The sequence below is a fragment of the Brevibacterium sp. Mu109 genome (genome assembly GCF_900169375.1).
GTDB classification, from domain to species: Bacteria; Actinomycetota; Actinomycetes; order Actinomycetales; family Brevibacteriaceae; genus Brevibacterium; species Brevibacterium yomogidense_A.
On record NZ_FXZF01000002.1, the window covers coordinates 43,062 to 58,280 of the forward strand.

Consider the following 15,219-nt stretch of genomic DNA (forward strand, 5'->3'; position numbering starts at 1 on the left):
GTCGTCCGTGCGTGTGCATCCGGTGCATCATTCGCGTCAGTCCTCAGCCGGATCCTCCCACAGACCCTCTGCGATGAGGCGCTTCTTCCGCCGTCTGTCGCCCAGGAGACAGATGAGCCAGGCGATGAAGAACAGCGCGAGCATCGGGATGACGAGGAAGAACATGGAGATCGCGTCCGGCGCGGGCGTCGCGATCGCGGCGAACACGAACACGATGAGGACCACGATGCGCCACGACTTCCGGATCCGGTCGGCGCTCAAGATCCCCAGCATGTTGAGCCCGACCATGAGGACCGGCAGGACGAACGCGATCCCGAACACCACGATGATGATCATGACGAACGTGAGGTAGTCCTGCGCGGGGATGATGTTGCTGGCCCCTGCCGGGGTGAAGGATGTGAGGGCACGGACCGCGTTCGGCATCGCGAAGAACGCGAGGCAGGCGCCTGCGAGGAAGAGCGGGATCGAGGCGGCCACGAAGCCCAGCGTGTACCGCTTCTCCGTCTTGGTGAGGCCGGGGACGATGAAGGCCCACAGCTGCTGGATCCACACCGGCGACGACAGGATGAAGCCGATGAAGAGCGACACCTTGATCTTCATGTCGAAGGGCGACGCGATCCCCGCATAGTTGAGCTCTGCGATGCGGTCGTCCTGCGCGGCGATCTCATCGACCGGTGACTGCAGGATCGCGAGCACCGGATCGTAGAGGAACCAGCCGAGCACCGACGTGAGGACCAGCGCGACACCGCAGATGATCGCGCGATTGCGGAACTCCACGAGGTGCTCCGACAGCGGCATCCGCTTGTCGGGGTTCTTCTTCGAGCGCTTCCAGCCCGCCCTGTCCTCTGCCTCCACCGTCGTCGTCGGGTCCGGAGGACTCAGGAGTCGCGGCGCTGGTCGTCTTCGGGCAGCGCCTGCTCGTCGCGGCTGGGCGTCTGCGCAGAGCTCTGCCCGGTCACGTCATCGACGGACGGGGCCGACGAGGTGCTCGTGACCTCTCTGCGCTCTACGCCTTCGGCGTCCTTCTCGCCCTTCTCACCCTTGTCGCCGCGGAGGTCGTCCACCTCGGACTTGAAGACCTTGAGGGACTTGCCGATGTTCTTCGCGATCATGGGCAGCTTGGGTGCGCCGAAGATCAGGAGGATGACGATGACGAGGATGAGAATATGGATGGGCTCAGGGCGCATTCCGGCTCCTAGGGGTCGATGCTCCAGGACATTCTAGTCCTCGGGTGTTCGTCGCGCGTACAGGGAGAGGGCCTCGTGGGTCACATCCGCGGCGCGACGCACGACCTCCGGCGGATCGGCGGCCAGCACTCCCGCGCCGTGGGCGCTCAGCAGCCGCACCGCCCAGTCGCGACCCACGTGCGGAAGATCGAGCGAGACGGTGCCCGCACCGTGCTCATCGTCGCGGCGGGTGCCGCCTACGGCGGGGACGTCGATCTCGTCCGCGAGCCACGCGGACTCCGGCCGCAGGGCGACGGAGACTCCCGAGGGCGACGCTGAGGTCGGCCCCGCCGCCGCATTCGCCGCGGAATGGGACGCGGGGGCGTCCGGGGCCTCGGCGGTGGAGGGGGTGGTCTTGGCGTCCCGTGCAGGTGCCGCCGCACGGATCCGGTCGACCGCGAACGAGCGGTCGCCGCCGGAGGTGAGGCAGTGGGCGTCCAGATACCAGACGCGGCCCAGCCGCAGCCGCAGCGGACGGATGGTGCGCTCCGTGAGCTCGTCGCGTGCGGGGACGTAGTAGCGGATGTCGAGCGTGGTCCCCTCGCGCAGCGCCGCACGCACGGTGTCCGCGAGCTCACCCGGCAGCCTGGGCGGGGAGATGTCGAGCATGCCGCCGGAGCCCTCCCCCGAGGCCCCCTGCAGCTTCTGCCGCACGGACCGGATCGTCGTGGGGTCGGCCTCGTGGGCGGACTCGAGGTAGTCGAGCGCCAGCAGGAGCCCGCCGACCTCGTGGGGGCTCAGTCGGACGGGGACGGAGACCTCGTCGGCATTGCCGACGTACACGCGGCCGCCCTCCCATTCCGCCTCGATGAGATCGTCGGGCATGTGCCCGGGACGCCCCGTCACGAACAGCAGCTCCAGGTCATCGACGATCTGCTCCGCGTCCACGTCGAAGTGCGCGGCGACGTCTGCGAGGTCCGTCCCCGGCCTGCGCGTCAGGTACGGGACGAGGCCCAGCAGTCGTGACAGGCGGTCGTGCGCGCGTTCAGCCACCGTGACCTCCCAGGGAGTCGTCGAGGGCCTCGTCGAGCGCATCGGCGGTGCGCGTGAGGCATGCGATGTGGCGCTGCGCGAGCTCGTCGGGGGCGAGCACGAGGACCGACGGTGAGTACTCGAGCAGCCGTTCGGCGAATGCGGACTGGTCATCCGTGCGCAGACCGAGCACGTCCCATCCGGTGGGGATCGTGGGAGCCTCCGCGGGGACGGTGGGGACCGCTTCGTGAGCGGACTCCCGCAGCGGCACCGCGCGTTCCGGTGCCACCGCGAGCACGACGTCGACGGGCTCGCGCCGTGCATGGTCGTGCGGGCCACCCGCCCCGTCCAGCGTCGTCTGCGCCGCCGCGTCGAACCCGTCCGGGACGTCGTAGTCACCGTCCCTGCGGCCGGGAGCCGAGCGGATGCGGCCCTGGATGCGTGTGAGGCGGAAGGTGCGCACGGCGTCCCGATCGACATCGCGGCCGACCACGTACGACCGGTCGCCGCGCGTGAGCAGCGCATACGGTTCGAGCGTGCGCCGCGAGGTCTGCGCCCCGGGCCGCCGGTAGTCGAAGGCGACGGCGCGCCGTGCCTCGACTGCTCGCAGGAGACCGGCGAAGACAGTGCCCACGACGTGCGCGGGGACGGTGGCGAGAGGGGCGTCGGCCATCGGAGCCACGGAGTCCGGTCCCGATGCAGATGCTGGTACGGCGCCCGGTGCGGCGGCCGGATCACCGTCGGATCCGTCCCCCGCGTCGGATCCGTCCCTCGCGTCGAAGCCCTCCCCCAGCCCGCGCAGCTTGTTCAGCGCCGCCCGGGCGTCGGATTCGAGCGCCGTGTCGGCCAGGAGCGACTGCGTGACGGACACGACGGCCGCCTCTGCCGGGGTGAAGTCGATCTGGGTGAGTGCGTAGCCCGCGTCGTCGATGCGGTATCCGTAGCCCGTGCCGTCTGTGAACGGGTCGTCCCACGAGGTCGTGGAGATCGCGATCCCCATGGCTTCGAGTGCCGCCTTGTCGCGGGAGAACTGCCGATCGAACGCAGCCTCGTCGAGATCCGCGTAGTCGGCGATGCTGCGTCGCAGATCGTCCCTGTCGGTCCACCCGCGGGCGGCGCGCAGGGCGATGAGCAGGTTCATCAGCCGCTCAGTCTGACGTCGCACTCGTGTCACGTCCCCTACAGTACTCATCATGATCCACTGGCGTCGCGCGACAGTCCGCGCAGTCCTGACAGACCGCCCGGGTGCACGGGAGGTGAGCGCAGCGCTCCACACCCCGCTGCCGGGTGCCGACGACCCGGCCGAGGTGCGCGCGCTGGCCTACACCGACCTCGTCGGCGCCCCCGAACCGGGCGATGACGTGCTGTTGAACGTGTCCGCGCTGGCACGGCGGCTGGGCACCGGGGGCTTCGCGCTCGTGACGGCGATCCCCGACCGCCTGCCCGCTGATCCGCCGCCGAGCCCCGGCCACCTCGTGAAGGACCGCTACTCCCCCGCGCAGACGATGGTGCTGGGCGTCGATGACCAGGAATCGCCCCACCACCGGACGCTCGCGGAGGCCACTGGGATCGGCGGCACCCCGGTCGTGGTCGCTGACCTGCACTCCTCGCTCCCGGCGATCATCGCGGGGATCCGCGCCGACCGCCCGGAGGCCCGCGTCGTGTACGTCATGACGGACGGGGCCGCGCTGCCGCTGGCCTTCTCCCAGGCCGTGCACGGCCTCCGGGAGGCGGGCCGGCTGCACGCGACGGTGACCGTCGGCCAGGCGCACGGCGGCGACTACGAGGCCGTCACGGTCCACACGGGCCTGCTCGCGGCGGTGCACGTCGCAGGCGCTGACGTCGTCGTGGTCTCGCAGGGCCCCGGCAACCTCGGCACGGGCACGCCGTACGGATACTCCGGGCTGGTCGTCGGCGACCACCTGAACGCGGCTGCCCTGCTGGGCGGCATCCCGATCTCCGCCCTGCGCATGTCGCAGGCCGATGCGCGGCGGCGTCACCGCGGGATCTCGCACCACACCCTCACGGCGGTGACGCAGGTGGCGCGGCCCGGATGCATCATCCCGGTCCCGTCGCCGGACACGCTCACCGACGCCGAGGCCGCGATCGCCTCCGCGTGGGAGCACGGCCCCGGTGCGGTCGAGCAGGAGACGGCCGCGCAGCTGCCGGAGCTCGCCGAGGCCGGCCATTCCCTGGTCGACGTGGGACTCGAGGGACTCCTCACTGCGCTGGGCGAATCGCCCGTCCGCCTGTCGACGATGGGCCGCGGTCTCGCGGAGGATCCCATCGCGTTCCTGGCAGCCGCCGCGGCCGGGCGTGCTGCGGCCGCAGTGGTCGTGCAGGTGGACTGACGTCGTGCGGGTCTACTGACACGCCGTCGGGATTCCCGCCGTCGGCAGTTGCCAAGGGCCCCTGGGCACCGCGAACGGTGTCCAGGGGCCCTCTGCGTGGAGCGGCGAGATCAGGCGCGGCGAGATCAGGCGCCGGCGACGCCCTCGAGGTCGCACACGAAGATGAGGCTCTCGTTCGGAGCGATCGTGCCCGGCACTCCGCCTGCGCCGTACGCCAGGTGCGGCGGGATGCGCAGCGTGCGCCGACCGCCGACCTTCATGCCCTGGACACCCTGGTCCCAGCCGGCGATGACCATGCCCACGCCCAGCGTGAACTGCAGCGGCGTGCCGCGGTTGTAGGAGGCGTCGAACTCCTCCCCGGTCGAGTACGAGACGCCCACGTAGTCGACCGACACGGTGTCCCCGGCCTTCGCCTCGGGCCCGGTGCCCACGACGTCGTCGACGATCTCCAGATCGGTGGGGGCGGTGTCGCCGGGGAAATCGATCTCTGGCTTCTGCTTCGCCATGGTGGATGCTCCTTCGGGTTCGAGAGGTGTGTTCTTGTGAGGCCTCGGACCGGCTTCTCAGCCGACCGAGGACAGGATGTCGATCACGAATACCAGCGGTGCGTCGCCGGGGATGCTGGGAGGTGACCCGGCCTCGCCGTAGCCCTTCTCCGGTGGGATGGCCACGACGATCTGCGAACCGACCTTCTGGCCGACGAGCGACTCGTTCCATCCGTCGATGACGGGAGCGGACCCCACGCCCTGGACGACGAACGGCTCTCCGCGCTCCCACGAGCTGTCGAAGGGCTCACTCGCGTCGTCCCACAGCCAGCCGGTGTAGTGGACGGACACGTTCTGCCCCTCCTCGATCTCCGGGCCCTCGCCCTCGATCGCGATGGCGGTCTCGAGCTCCGAGGGCGCGTCGCCCTCCGGCTGCGAGATGGACGGCGCGCCGTCCTCGCCCAGGGTGAGCTCGGGGAACTCCTCGGGGAGCTCCTGCTCCTCGCCCTCTGCGCGCTCGAGCGGCTCCGGGATGTCCTCGACGCCCTCGATGTCGATGACGTAGATCAGCGTCTCCGCCTGCTGTCCGGCAGATGCCGCACCGTTGAGCGAGAGCAGGACCCGAGAGCCCACGGGCTGGTCGACGACCGCCTCGAGGAGTCCGGAGTTGATCTGCTCCGTGTCGGTCGGGAAGCCCGATGGGCTGCCCGCCTCGTACGAGGATTCGACGACCTCGCCGGTCGTCCCGGACACCAGGGTCATGTGCGCGGTGACCTGCTGCCCCTCCTCGACGGTCTCGCCGTCGCCCTCGGAGACCATCGAGGTCTCGGTGTCCTCGATCACGAGCGGTGCGTCGAAGCTCACGTCGGGCTGTTCACCGACGTCGCCCTCGACGGTGACCTCGTCGAGCGATGTCGCGGCCGGGGTGACGTCCGCGGTGGGTGAGGGTGCGGTCTGGTCCGCCTCCTCCGCACTGCACGCGGACAGCACGAGCACGAGCGCCGCAGCGGCCGCTGCCGTGGTGAGCACGGTCTTCTTCACAGGTGTTCCTTCCGATGGGTGCCGGGGCGATCCTAGACGCTGGAGCTGGGCGCTTCGTCGACGAGGGCGTCGATCACTGCTTCCGCGCGTTCGCTGACCGGCGCGAACGGATCCTTGAGGACGACCGCACGATGCGATTGATCGTTGAGCCGCAGATGCACCCAGTCGACCGTGAAATCGCGGCGCGCCGCGTGGGCGGCCTCGACGAACCGGCCCCGCAGCGCCGCGCGCGTGGTCGCCGGCGGTGTGCTGCGAGCCGCGGTGATCGCCTCGTCGTCGACCACCCGGGTGGTGCGCCCCGATGCCGCGAGCGGGCCCAGCAGGCCGACGCCCGGCGTGATGTCGTGGTACGCGACGTCCAGGCGGGTGAGGCGCGGATCGTCCCAGTCCGCGCCGCTGCGCGCCAGGTAGCGGTCCATGAGGGTCTTCTTGAGCACCCAGTCGATCTCTCCCGCCATGGGCGAGGTGTCCCCCGCCTCGAGCGCCTCGATCATGCGCCGCCAGCGATCGATCACCCGATGCGCGACGGCGTCGTCGCCCAGGGAGTGGTCTCCGCGCTCGACCAGGCGAGTCGCGTGCTCGAGGTAGACGGATTGGAGTGCGAGTGCGCTCGTGGTGCCGCCGGAGGCGGATTCCAGAGCCGTGCGTCCGGTGAGGTCGCGGGAGACCATCCGGATGTCGCGGATGGGGTGGCGCAGTGAGCGGTCGCCCATGGGCACGCCCGATTCGATGAGGTCGAGGACCAGGATCGCCGTGCCGACCTTGAGCTCGGTCGTCGCCTGGAGCATCGACGAATCGCCGACGATGACGTGGAGCCTGCGGTACTTCTCCGCGTCCGCGTGGGGCTCATCCCGCGCATTGATGATCGGACGGGAGCGGGTCGTGGCCGACGAGAGGCCCTCCCACATGACGTCGGAGCGAGCGGAGAGACCGAATGTGCGCGATCCGCCCGCAGCGCCGGCGGCGACGCCCGGTTCCTGCTGCGGTGCCGCACGGTTCGTCTCCGCGAGCGGAGCTTGCAGGCTGGGCCGCGTCGGGATGAGGGCTCCCGCTCCCACCAGCAGCTGCCGCGTGACGAGGAACGGCAGCAGCACCGAGGTGAGGTGCGAGAAGTCCATCGAGCGGCGCACCAGGAGGTTCTCGTGACTGCCGTACGAGTTGCCCTGGGCGTCCGTGTTGTTCTTCACGAGGTGGGCGCGGCCGTCGTGGCCGTCGGCCTCGAGCGCGGACTGCGCACGGGCGAGCAGATCCGTGAGGATCGCGTCGCCGGCGGCGTCCTGCGCGATGAGGTCGTCCAGCCGGTCGCATTCGGCCGTCGCGTACTCCGGGTGGGAGCCGACGTCGAGGTAGAGCCGCGCCCCGTTCGGCAGGAAGACGTTGGAGGAGCGACCCCACTCCACGACCGGACGGAACAGGTACCGCGCGACCTCCTCCGGGCCGAGGCGGCGCGAATCCCCCGCGGTGAAGGCGATCCCGTATTCGGTCTCCAGGCCGTAGATGCGCTTCATGCGTCCCCCTCGAGTCGGCGGAAGGTGCGGTGGAAGTCGGACGAGCGGTCCAGCAGCGCGGCCTCGACTCCGGTGTCTGCCGCCAGTCCCATGGCCTCACGTCCCGTCTGCTGAGCGTCGGCGAGGCCCAGGGCGGAGAAGTCGACGTCGGCCAGTCGCTTCGCGATCGCCTCGGCCCCTGCACCGAGCGCGACGTGCCCCACCTCATGGGAGACGGAACCGTCGAAGGAGATGCGGAACAACCGGTCATCGGCCGGGCCGGTGCCCAGCTCCGCGACGACGAGGTCCACCTCGAACGGCTTCTGCTCCGTCGTGAAGACGCCCGCGAGCGTCTGGGCGTAGGCGTTGGCGAGCCCGCGCGCGCTGACGTCGCCCCGGTCGTACGAGTATCCGCGCAGATCCGCATACCGCACTCCGGCCTGCCGCAGGCCCTCGAACTCGTTGTACTTGCCGACCGCGGCGAAGCCGATGCGGTCGTAGATCTCTGCGATCTTGTGCAGTGAGGACGACGGATTCTCCGCCAGGAGCAGGATGCCGTCGGCACAGCTGAGGACCAGGACGGGCCGCCCGCGGGCGATGCCCTTGCGCGCGAACTCCGCGCGGTCCTTCATGAGCTGCTCCGGTGAGACGTAGAACGGCATGCTCATGGGGCCTCCTCCCCGCGCATCCGCGCGTCTGCGAGAGCCGAGGCCGCTGCCAGGACCTCCTCCTCCGGCACCCGGCGCTCACCGGCGGGACCGACGGTGCGGATCAGTGGTGCGATCCCCCGCACGATGTCGGGACCGCCGGTCGCCGCATCGTCGTCCGCCGCGTCGGTCAGCGCCTCGAGCGCGATGCGCACGCCCGTGCCCGTGTCGAGTCCCTCGCGCCACAGGCGCTTGAGCGCCGAGCGAGCGGGACCGGCTCCGGAGCCGATGGCGTGGTGGTCGACCTCTTCGTACTTGCCGCCGGTCACGTCGAAGCTGAAGATCCGTCCGACGGTGTCGACGTCCCGGGCACCGCGGGAACCGGATCGTCCGGAGGCATCGAGTCCCGCGAAGAGGGGCACGACGGCGAGCCCCTGCAGCGCGAGGCCCAGGTTGGAGCGCAGCATCGCTGCGAGGCGGTTCGCCCGCCCTTCGAGTGAGAGCGGAGTGCCCTCGATCTTCTCGTAGTGCTCGAGCTCGACCTGGAACAGTCGGATCAGCTCGAGGGCGAGGCCCGCAGTGCCCGCGATGCCGATCACGGAGGTCGCGTCAGCGCGGTGGACCTTCTCGATCCGCCGGCTGGCGATATGGTGCCCGGCGGTCGCCCTCCGGTCCCCGGCCATGAGCACCCCGTCCGCGGTCCGGAAGGCGAGCACGGTCGTGCCCTCGGGGGGCAGGGACACCGGCGTCCCCGTCGTCGTCGGCAGCGCCTCCGGCCTGAGGGTGCTCACCAGGTCGAAGAACGAGGTCGACGTCGAGGTGAGGAACGCAGGGCCGAAACCGCTCACTGGCCGCCCTTCTGCACGAAGTTCTTCACGAACTCCTCCGCATTCGACTCGAGCACGCTGTCGATGTCGTCGAGGATCGAGTCGACTGCCGTCGCGTCGACCTGGGTCTGCGCCTGCGGTGCGATCGGCCCGTCGTCCTCCGGGAGGTCGGGGCGCTCATTGCGGTCCCGGTTCGCCTGTTCGCTGCTGCTCGTCATGTTCCATCCTTCGGGAGTCGTGTGAGGTCCAGTCTAGTGATGCGGTGCGGCGTCCGGCCCCGGCTCGTCCGGTCCGGACAGCCGTGCGACGAGATCATCCGCGTCGCGTGCCCCGGCGAGTGCGTCGCCCACCTCGTCGCGCGTGAAGCGGTGCGGGTCGCGCAGCGGGATCCGCACGAGCGAGCCGTCGGCCCGCTCCAGCACGAGCGAATCCCAGCTCGCGGCGGCGACGGCGGCGGTGAAGCGTGCGACCGCACCACCGCGGAGGAAGGCGCGAGTGGACTCCGGTGCCGTCTCCACCGCGCGGGTCACCTCGTCGTCCGTCGTGAGGCGCCGGATGCGCCCCGCCGACTCGAGACGGTAGAAGAGGCCCCTGCCGTCCCGGACGTCGGAGTACTGGACGTCGATGAGTGCGAGCTTCGGACTGTCCCACGCGAGGTCCTCCCGCGTCCGGTAGCTCTCCAGCAGCGCGAGCTTCGCCACCCAGTCGACGTCCGCGACCAGTTCCATGGGATCCCTCGCGAGTGAAGTGAGGAAGCGCTCCCACTCCGCGAGCACCTCGGCAGTGTCCGCATCCGGGGCGGGGCCCGCGGCTGCACGGGCCGCATCGAGGTAGGCGCGCTGAACCTGAAGCGCGGTCGTCGTGGTGCCGTCTTCCAGCGGGAGCGCGGCGGTGAGGGTGAGGTCGTGGCTCACCGTCTGCAGTGCGGTGACCGGGTCGGCGAACCGGATGTCCGGGCAGAGGCCCGCCTCGATGAGGCCGAGGACCAGCGAGGTGGAGCCGAAGCGCACCAGGGTGGCCGGCTCCGCGAGCGTCGCATCCCCGATGATCACGTGGAGCCGGCGCCAGTGCGTCCCGTCGGCGTGCGGCTCGTCGCGCGTGTTGATGATCGGCCGGCGCAGAGTCGTCTCGAGCCCGATCTGCTCCTCGAAGAAGTCCGCGCGGGAGGAGATCTGGTAGCCGGGCTCCTCGCCGCTGCGTCCGATCCCCACCCGGCCGGCTCCGCAGAGGATCGCCCGCGTCGTGAAGAACGGGATGAGCTGCTCCGCGAGCGCCTCGAAGTCCACGTCGCGGCGCACGATGTAGTTCTCATGGGTGCCGTAGGACGACCCCTTCGAATCCGTGTTGTTCTTGTAGAGGTTCACCGGTTCCGGGCCGGTGGACAGCGTGCGCACGCACTCCTCCGCGACACGATCGCCGGCACGGTCCCAGAGCACGGCCTCGCGGGGTGTGAGGACCTCGGGCGACGAGTACTCCGGGTGCGCGTGGTCGACGTAGAGGCGTGCGCCGTTCGGCAGGACGACGTTCGCCAGGTACTGGGCGTCGGGCATCGCGTCGGGCAGATGCGTCAGCTGGGTGATGTGCGCATCCGATTCGTGCATGAGGAACCCGCGGGCGTCGGCCAGGGGCGTCTCCGCGCTGAAGTCCCAGAAGCTCTGCGCCGACCGCAGCCCGCGCGGGGCGGCGTAGGCGTCGACGACGCGCGCGGAGTCCCGCATGGGATTCGCGCCGGGGCGCCCCGGCTGGCTGATGCCGAACTCCGTCTCCGCGCCCATGACGCGGACGACGCTCAGCGGTGGGACCTCGTGGCTCATGCTTCTCCTCCCCGGACCGAGCGGTGGCTCAGCCCCCTACAATCGAGGCGTGGCCTCGAAGAAATCGTCTCATCTCGTCCTCGCCCTCCTCGTCGACCTCGTGCTCGTGCTCGCGTTCGTCGTGGTGGGGCACTACCAGCACTACCGGGACTTCGACGTCTCTGCGCTCGCGACGACCGCGTGGCCGTTCGTCGGGTCGCTGGTCCTCGCGTGGCTGCTCGTCCGCGTCTGGGACCGTCCGCTGTCGCCGCTTGCGACCGGCACCGGCGTCTGGGCGGTCATGGTGCTCGTCGGGCTGACGCTGCGCGCGATCAGCGGGGTCTCCGTCGCAGAGGCCTTCCTCATCGTCGCCACCGGCCTGAACTTCGTGACGCTGGTGGGCTGGCGCCTCATCGCCTCTGCGGCGGTGGGGCGCAGCGCCCGGTGACGCTCACACGGGCGTCGGCGTCTGCTGACCCGTGTGGATCAGCCGCAGGTGCGTGATCCGCTCGCCCCTGCGTCCGCTGATCCGCGCCCACTCGTCGGGATTCGTCGTGTTCGGCAGGTCCTCGTGCTCACCGAACTCCTCCTCGATCGCCTGGTCGAAGTGCTTCCACCGCATTCCGCGCCCCTCGCCGGACAGCACCGACTTGATGGCGTGCTTCTTGGCGCGGTCGACGACGTTGTGGATCATGGCGCCGGATGCGAAGTCCGCGAAGAAGAGCACTTCCCTGCGTCCGTCCGCATACGTCACCTCGACGAACTCGTTCGCGCGCGACCGGGTGAACATCCGGTCGACGCACCGGTCGATGAGGGCGGCGACGCCGTCCTGCGCGAGCGACTCGTGCAGGGGCAGCCGATCGGTCACATACTTCGAGAAGATGTCCCGGGCGGCGTCCGCATCGGGACGCTCGATCCGGATCTTCACGTCGAGTCGGCCAGGCCGCAGGATTGCCGGATCGATGAGGTCCTCACGGTTGGACGCACCGATAACGATGACGTTCTCCAGGGACTCCACGCCGTCGATCTCCGCGAGCAGCTGCGGCACGATCGTGGTCTCCACGTCGGAGGACTTGCCGGTGCCGCGCGTGCGGAAGAGCGATTCCATCTCGTCGAAGAACACCACGACGGGTGAGCCCGCCGTCGCCTTCTCCCGGGCGCGGGAGAAGATGATGCGCAGCTGGCGCTCCGTCTCGCCCACGTACTTGTCGAGCAGCTCCGGGCCCTTCACGTTGATGAAGTAGCTCTTCGATGCGCTGTCGGTCCGGCGTGCCGACAGCGAGTTCGCGACCGCCTTCGCGATGAGCGTCTTGCCGCAGCCGGGAGGGCCGTACAGGAGGATGCCCTTGGGCGGCTTGAGCTCGTGCTCTGCGAACAGCTCCGGATTCTCGAACGGCATCTCCACCGAGTCCTGGATCTGGCTGATCTGCGCCGCGAGTCCGCCGACGTCCTCGTACGAGATGTCCGGCACCTCTTCGAGGAGGAGCGTCTGCACCTCGGGCTTCTCGATGGTCTCCAGCGCGAACTGCGTCCGCCGGTCGACGAGCACGTGGTCGCCCACGCGCACACCGTGCTCCCGCAGCTGCGCCGACAGGCGGCAGACGAGCTCGTCGTCGTTCGGCCCCCCGATGATGACGCGGTCGCCGTCGGGCATGACCTCGCGGACGGGCGCGACGTCCCCGACGCCCCGGCCCTCGGCGAGTGCGAGGACGACGAGGCCCTCGGACAGCCGCACGTCCGCACCGGGTGCGAGCACGTCGTCGGAGAGGTCGGGTGCGACCGCGAGGCGCATCCGGCGACCGGACGCGAGGACGTCGACCGTCCTGCGCTCCCCCGTCCCCTGCGGGGCGTCGACGACCGTCCCATAGGTGTTCGGGGGCTCGGACAGTGACGCGACCTCGGACTTGATGCGGGTCAGCTCGTCCTTCGCGGTGCGCAGCGTCGAGGTGAGGGTCTCGTTGCGCTTGCCCGCTGCGAAGAGCTGCTGGCGCATCATCGAGTTCTCCCGACGCAGCTTCACCGCCTCGTCGGTCGTGCCGTCAGTCTTCTCGTGTGTCATCCGTGACCTCCTCCTGTGGGACTGCCTCGCCTGTGACTGCGCCCTCTGTGGCTGCCTCGTCCGTGGCTGCGCCGTCCTGTGCAGCCTCCACCCTGGCGCGCGAGCCGGCGGCGCGCCCGAGCTTGCGCAGGCGCTTGGGCGGCGCTGTCCGCTGGCCGATGGCCGACTCGGTGATCTCCGGTTCGAACCAGGCGTCGAGGTCCTCTTCGTCGGGTGTGCTGCCCTGCGGCCTGCGCGACCTCTCGAGCGGTTCGACGCCCTCATCCATCCTCCGGGCGAAGAGCAGGAATCCGGTGTGTCCGATCATCCGATGCTCGGGACGGACCGCGAGGCCCTCAAGGTGCCAGTCGCGGACCATCGATTCGAGTGCCCGGGGCTCCGCGAAGCGGTTCGTGCTCCGCACGGCCTCCGCGGTGCGCGACAGCTGCGAGGCGGTGGCGACGTAGACGATGAGCATCCCGCCCGCGGTGAGCGCGTCGGCTGCGACGTCGACGCATTCCCAGGGGGCGAGCATGTCGAGGACCACGCGGTCGGCCTCGCCGGCCTCCAGCGCCCGCGGCAGCTCCTCTGCGAGGTCGCCCACCGTGCACGACCATGCGGGGTGGGGGCTGCCGAAGAAGTCCGCGATGTTGCCGGAGGCGATGTCTGCGAACTCCTGACGGCGCTCGAAGGACAGGACGCGACCGTGGTCGCCGACCGCGCGCAGCAGCGCGAGGGTGAGCGCGCCGGAGCCCACCCCCGCCTCGACGACGACGGAGCCAGGGAAGACATCCCCCATCGTGGTGATGAGGGCCGCGTCCTTCGGGTAGATGACAGCGGCGCCGCGCGGCATCGACAGCACGAAGTCCTCGTAGCCGGGGCGCATCGCCTGGAACTCGACACCGGCGGTGCTGTGCACCGTCACACCGGCGGGTCTGCCGAGCAGGTCGTCGTGCTCGATCCACCCCTTGTGGGTGTGGAACTGGTCCCCGGGCGCCAGGACGATGGTGTTGAGCCTGCCGCGGGGGTCCGTGAGCTGCACTTTGTCGCCGGGTCGGAACGGTCCGCGCAGAACGCGCGAGCCGGTGGGAGCCGGGTCGTGGGAGGTCGTGTTCATCGCCTCCACTCTAGTCGGCGTCACCGCCGTGCGGGCAGGGTGTGAGCGCTCAATGGTCGAGCAGCTCGTCGAAGAACTCCTGCAGGTCGATGAAGCCCACCAGCGAGTCACCGTCGAGGACGAGGCAGTGCGTCGCCTTGGGGCGGTGCGTGAGGGACTCGAGCAGGTGCGGAGCGGTGATGTCGCGAGGGGCGCCGATCCACGGTCCGAGGGGGCGCACGTGCTCGTGGACCAGGGCGGAGCCCGGCGCATCCTGCGCCGAGCTGCGGTCGACGAGCCCGTACGGGATGCCGGACCGATCGAGGACCACGATGAGGGGACGCCTGCCCGTGCCGGGATCCGCGTACTCGAGTGCTTCGGTGACCGGTGCAGACCAGGATGCGGCGACCGCGGGCTGGATGACGAGGCGCATGTCGAAGGTCTCCACGCGGCGCGCCCGCGTCGCGTTCTTGGCGGCGTCCGCGGCAGACACCCAGATCATCACGGCGATCGCCGTCGTCCACATGACGGTCACGAGGTCGGGTCGTCCGCCGACCAGCAGCGGCTGCAGGATCGCCAGCCCCACGAACCCGAGCGCGATGATGCGTCCGGCCCAGGCCGCGAGGATCGTCCCCATGTAGGGACTTCCGGTGATCCGCCAGAACACGGCCTGCAGCGCCCAGCCGCCGTCCAGGGGGATGCCCGGGAGCAGGTTGACCGCGCCCAGGGCGAGGTTCGCGAACACGAAGCCGAACAGCAGCAGCCAGGTGACGCTGCCGCGGCCGACGGAGTCGAGGAGGAGCCAGCCGATCCCGCCCAGCGCGAGGTTCACGACCGGCCCGACGACGGAGATGAAGAAGCTCGTCCACGCGGCCCGCGGAGAATCCGGCGCCTCACGGGGCTCGAACCGGGTGAAGCCGCCCCAGACGTTGAGCTCGATCGCCGCGACGCGGTAGCCGGCCACACGGCCCGCTACGGCATGGGCGAGCTCGTGGAGGAAGACGGACCCGAAGAGCACGACGGCGAAGACGAGGCCGATGACGTACGCACCCGGGCCGAGGTCTGGGCGGACGCGTGAGATCCAGGGAGAGAAGAGGAGAGCGATCGCACCGGCGGCGATGAACCACGACCACGCGAGCTGGACGGGGGCGCCGAGCACCGTGCCGAGCCGGAGTCCTCCGGAGGCGCCGGGCGCATGGGCGTCTGCGGATGCGGTCTGTTCTGGCACCGCACCATCGTACGGGTACGGTTGCCCC

At 70.3% G+C, this 15,219-nt stretch carries 16 protein-coding genes; 2 read left to right on the forward strand and 14 right to left on the reverse strand.

Going from position 1 to position 15,219, the window contains the following annotated elements; translation table 11 throughout:
* Positions 1 to 36 precede the first annotated feature (36 nt).
* Genes tatC through BSP109_RS01520 form a run of 4 tightly spaced genes read right to left on the reverse strand, consistent with a single transcriptional unit; the run spans position 37 to position 3,339 of the window.
* Positions 37 to 855 carry a twin-arginine translocase subunit TatC gene (tatC, locus tag BSP109_RS01505; protein ID WP_256970266.1) on the reverse strand — a complete coding sequence of 273 codons (819 nt, stop codon included), beginning with the start codon at positions 853 to 855 and terminating at the stop codon, positions 37 to 39.
* Between the two features lie 23 nt (positions 856 to 878).
* Positions 879 to 1,187 (reverse strand): twin-arginine translocase TatA/TatE family subunit, encoded by a 309-nt coding sequence (locus BSP109_RS01510; RefSeq protein WP_180959587.1) that lies wholly within the window; start codon positions 1,185 to 1,187, stop codon positions 879 to 881.
* Positions 1,188 to 1,220: 33 nt separating this feature from the next.
* Entirely contained in the window at positions 1,221 to 2,219 is a 999-nt protein-coding gene (locus tag BSP109_RS01515) for a WYL domain-containing protein (protein ID WP_101599168.1), read from the reverse strand.
* A complete protein-coding gene (locus BSP109_RS01520; protein WP_180959588.1) occupies positions 2,212 to 3,339 on the reverse strand; it encodes a YafY family protein in 1,128 nt (375 codons plus the stop codon). Before BSP109_RS01520 ends, BSP109_RS01515 begins: the two co-directional genes overlap by 8 nt.
* Before the next feature lie 52 nt (positions 3,340 to 3,391).
* On the opposite strand from BSP109_RS01520, the gene BSP109_RS01525 reads away from it, so the two are divergent.
* Entirely contained in the window at positions 3,392 to 4,549 is a 1,158-nt protein-coding gene (locus tag BSP109_RS01525; RefSeq protein ID WP_087006527.1) for a DUF3866 family protein, read from the forward strand.
* Between the two features lie 125 nt (positions 4,550 to 4,674).
* Here BSP109_RS01525 and BSP109_RS01530 read toward each other — a convergent pair whose 3' ends face one another.
* The 7 genes from BSP109_RS01530 to dop are packed head-to-tail and all read right to left on the reverse strand — an operon-like array spanning position 4,675 to position 10,850.
* Positions 4,675 to 5,055: an FKBP-type peptidyl-prolyl cis-trans isomerase gene (locus BSP109_RS01530; RefSeq protein WP_087006529.1), complete on the reverse strand. Its 381-nt coding sequence runs from the start codon at positions 5,053 to 5,055 to the stop codon at positions 4,675 to 4,677.
* 57 nt (positions 5,056 to 5,112) lie between these two features.
* On the reverse strand, positions 5,113 to 6,075 hold the full coding sequence (locus BSP109_RS01535; RefSeq protein ID WP_101599170.1) for an FKBP-type peptidyl-prolyl cis-trans isomerase: 963 nt from the start codon (positions 6,073 to 6,075) through the stop codon (positions 5,113 to 5,115).
* Positions 6,076 to 6,107: 32 nt separating this feature from the next.
* Complete coding sequence (gene pafA / locus BSP109_RS01540) at positions 6,108 to 7,583, reverse strand: Pup--protein ligase (RefSeq protein ID WP_101599171.1); 1,476 nt, start codon at positions 7,581 to 7,583, stop codon at positions 6,108 to 6,110.
* The gene (gene prcA, locus BSP109_RS01545) at positions 7,580 to 8,230 is read right to left on the reverse strand and encodes a proteasome subunit alpha (RefSeq protein WP_087006534.1); all 651 of its coding nucleotides are present in this window, start codon (positions 8,228 to 8,230) and stop codon (positions 7,580 to 7,582) included. The genes pafA and prcA overlap by 4 nt, the downstream gene beginning before the upstream one ends.
* On the reverse strand, positions 8,227 to 9,057 hold the full coding sequence (gene prcB / locus BSP109_RS01550) for a proteasome subunit beta (protein WP_087006536.1): 831 nt from the start codon (positions 9,055 to 9,057) through the stop codon (positions 8,227 to 8,229). Before prcB ends, prcA begins: the two co-directional genes overlap by 4 nt.
* A complete protein-coding gene (locus tag BSP109_RS01555) occupies positions 9,054 to 9,254 on the reverse strand; it encodes a ubiquitin-like protein Pup (protein WP_087006538.1) in 201 nt (66 codons plus the stop codon). The genes prcB and BSP109_RS01555 overlap by 4 nt, the downstream gene beginning before the upstream one ends.
* A 33-nt stretch (positions 9,255 to 9,287) precedes the next feature.
* On the reverse strand, positions 9,288 to 10,850 hold the full coding sequence (dop, locus tag BSP109_RS01560; RefSeq protein ID WP_087006540.1) for a depupylase/deamidase Dop: 1,563 nt from the start codon (positions 10,848 to 10,850) through the stop codon (positions 9,288 to 9,290).
* Positions 10,851 to 10,899: 49 nt separating this feature from the next.
* On the opposite strand from dop, the gene BSP109_RS01565 reads away from it, so the two are divergent.
* Positions 10,900 to 11,277, forward strand: coding sequence for a DUF3054 domain-containing protein (locus BSP109_RS01565; protein ID WP_087006542.1), 378 nt, complete (start codon positions 10,900 to 10,902; stop codon positions 11,275 to 11,277).
* Positions 11,278 to 11,280: 3 nt separating this feature from the next.
* Here the strand turns inward: BSP109_RS01565 and arc are convergent, their stop codons facing one another.
* Genes arc through BSP109_RS01580 form a run of 3 tightly spaced genes read right to left on the reverse strand, consistent with a single transcriptional unit; the run spans position 11,281 to position 15,191 of the window.
* Positions 11,281 to 12,888 carry a proteasome ATPase gene (arc, locus tag BSP109_RS01570; protein ID WP_087006544.1) on the reverse strand — a complete coding sequence of 536 codons (1,608 nt, stop codon included), beginning with the start codon at positions 12,886 to 12,888 and terminating at the stop codon, positions 11,281 to 11,283.
* Complete coding sequence (locus BSP109_RS01575) at positions 12,869 to 13,984, reverse strand: tRNA (adenine-N1)-methyltransferase (protein ID WP_087006546.1); 1,116 nt, start codon at positions 13,982 to 13,984, stop codon at positions 12,869 to 12,871. Before BSP109_RS01575 ends, arc begins: the two co-directional genes overlap by 20 nt.
* Positions 13,985 to 14,033: 49 nt before the next feature.
* Positions 14,034 to 15,191 carry a site-2 protease family protein gene (locus BSP109_RS01580; protein WP_087006548.1) on the reverse strand — a complete coding sequence of 386 codons (1,158 nt, stop codon included), beginning with the start codon at positions 15,189 to 15,191 and terminating at the stop codon, positions 14,034 to 14,036.
* Positions 15,192 to 15,219 lie beyond the last annotated feature (28 nt).

Coding starts and splice junctions, on each gene's coding strand:
- BSP109_RS01525 (WP_087006527.1), top strand. CDS start 3,392: ATGATCCACTGGCGTCGCGCGACAGTCCGCGCAGTCCTGACAGACCGC.
- dop (WP_087006540.1), bottom strand. CDS start 10,850: ATGAGCCACGAGGTCCCACCGCTGAGCGTCGTCCGCGTCATGGGCGCG.
- BSP109_RS01520 (WP_180959588.1), bottom strand. CDS start 3,339: ATGAACCTGCTCATCGCCCTGCGCGCCGCCCGCGGGTGGACCGACAGG.
- pafA (WP_101599171.1), bottom strand. CDS start 7,583: ATGAAGCGCATCTACGGCCTGGAGACCGAATACGGGATCGCCTTCACC.
- BSP109_RS01555 (WP_087006538.1), bottom strand. CDS start 9,254: ATGACGAGCAGCAGCGAACAGGCGAACCGGGACCGCAATGAGCGCCCC.
- BSP109_RS01530 (WP_087006529.1), bottom strand. CDS start 5,055: ATGGCGAAGCAGAAGCCAGAGATCGATTTCCCCGGCGACACCGCCCCC.
- BSP109_RS01510 (WP_180959587.1), bottom strand. CDS start 1,187: ATGCGCCCTGAGCCCATCCATATTCTCATCCTCGTCATCGTCATCCTC.
- prcA (WP_087006534.1), bottom strand. CDS start 8,230: ATGAGCATGCCGTTCTACGTCTCACCGGAGCAGCTCATGAAGGACCGC.
- arc (WP_087006544.1), bottom strand. CDS start 12,888: ATGACACACGAGAAGACTGACGGCACGACCGACGAGGCGGTGAAGCTG.
- BSP109_RS01575 (WP_087006546.1), bottom strand. CDS start 13,984: ATGAACACGACCTCCCACGACCCGGCTCCCACCGGCTCGCGCGTTCTG.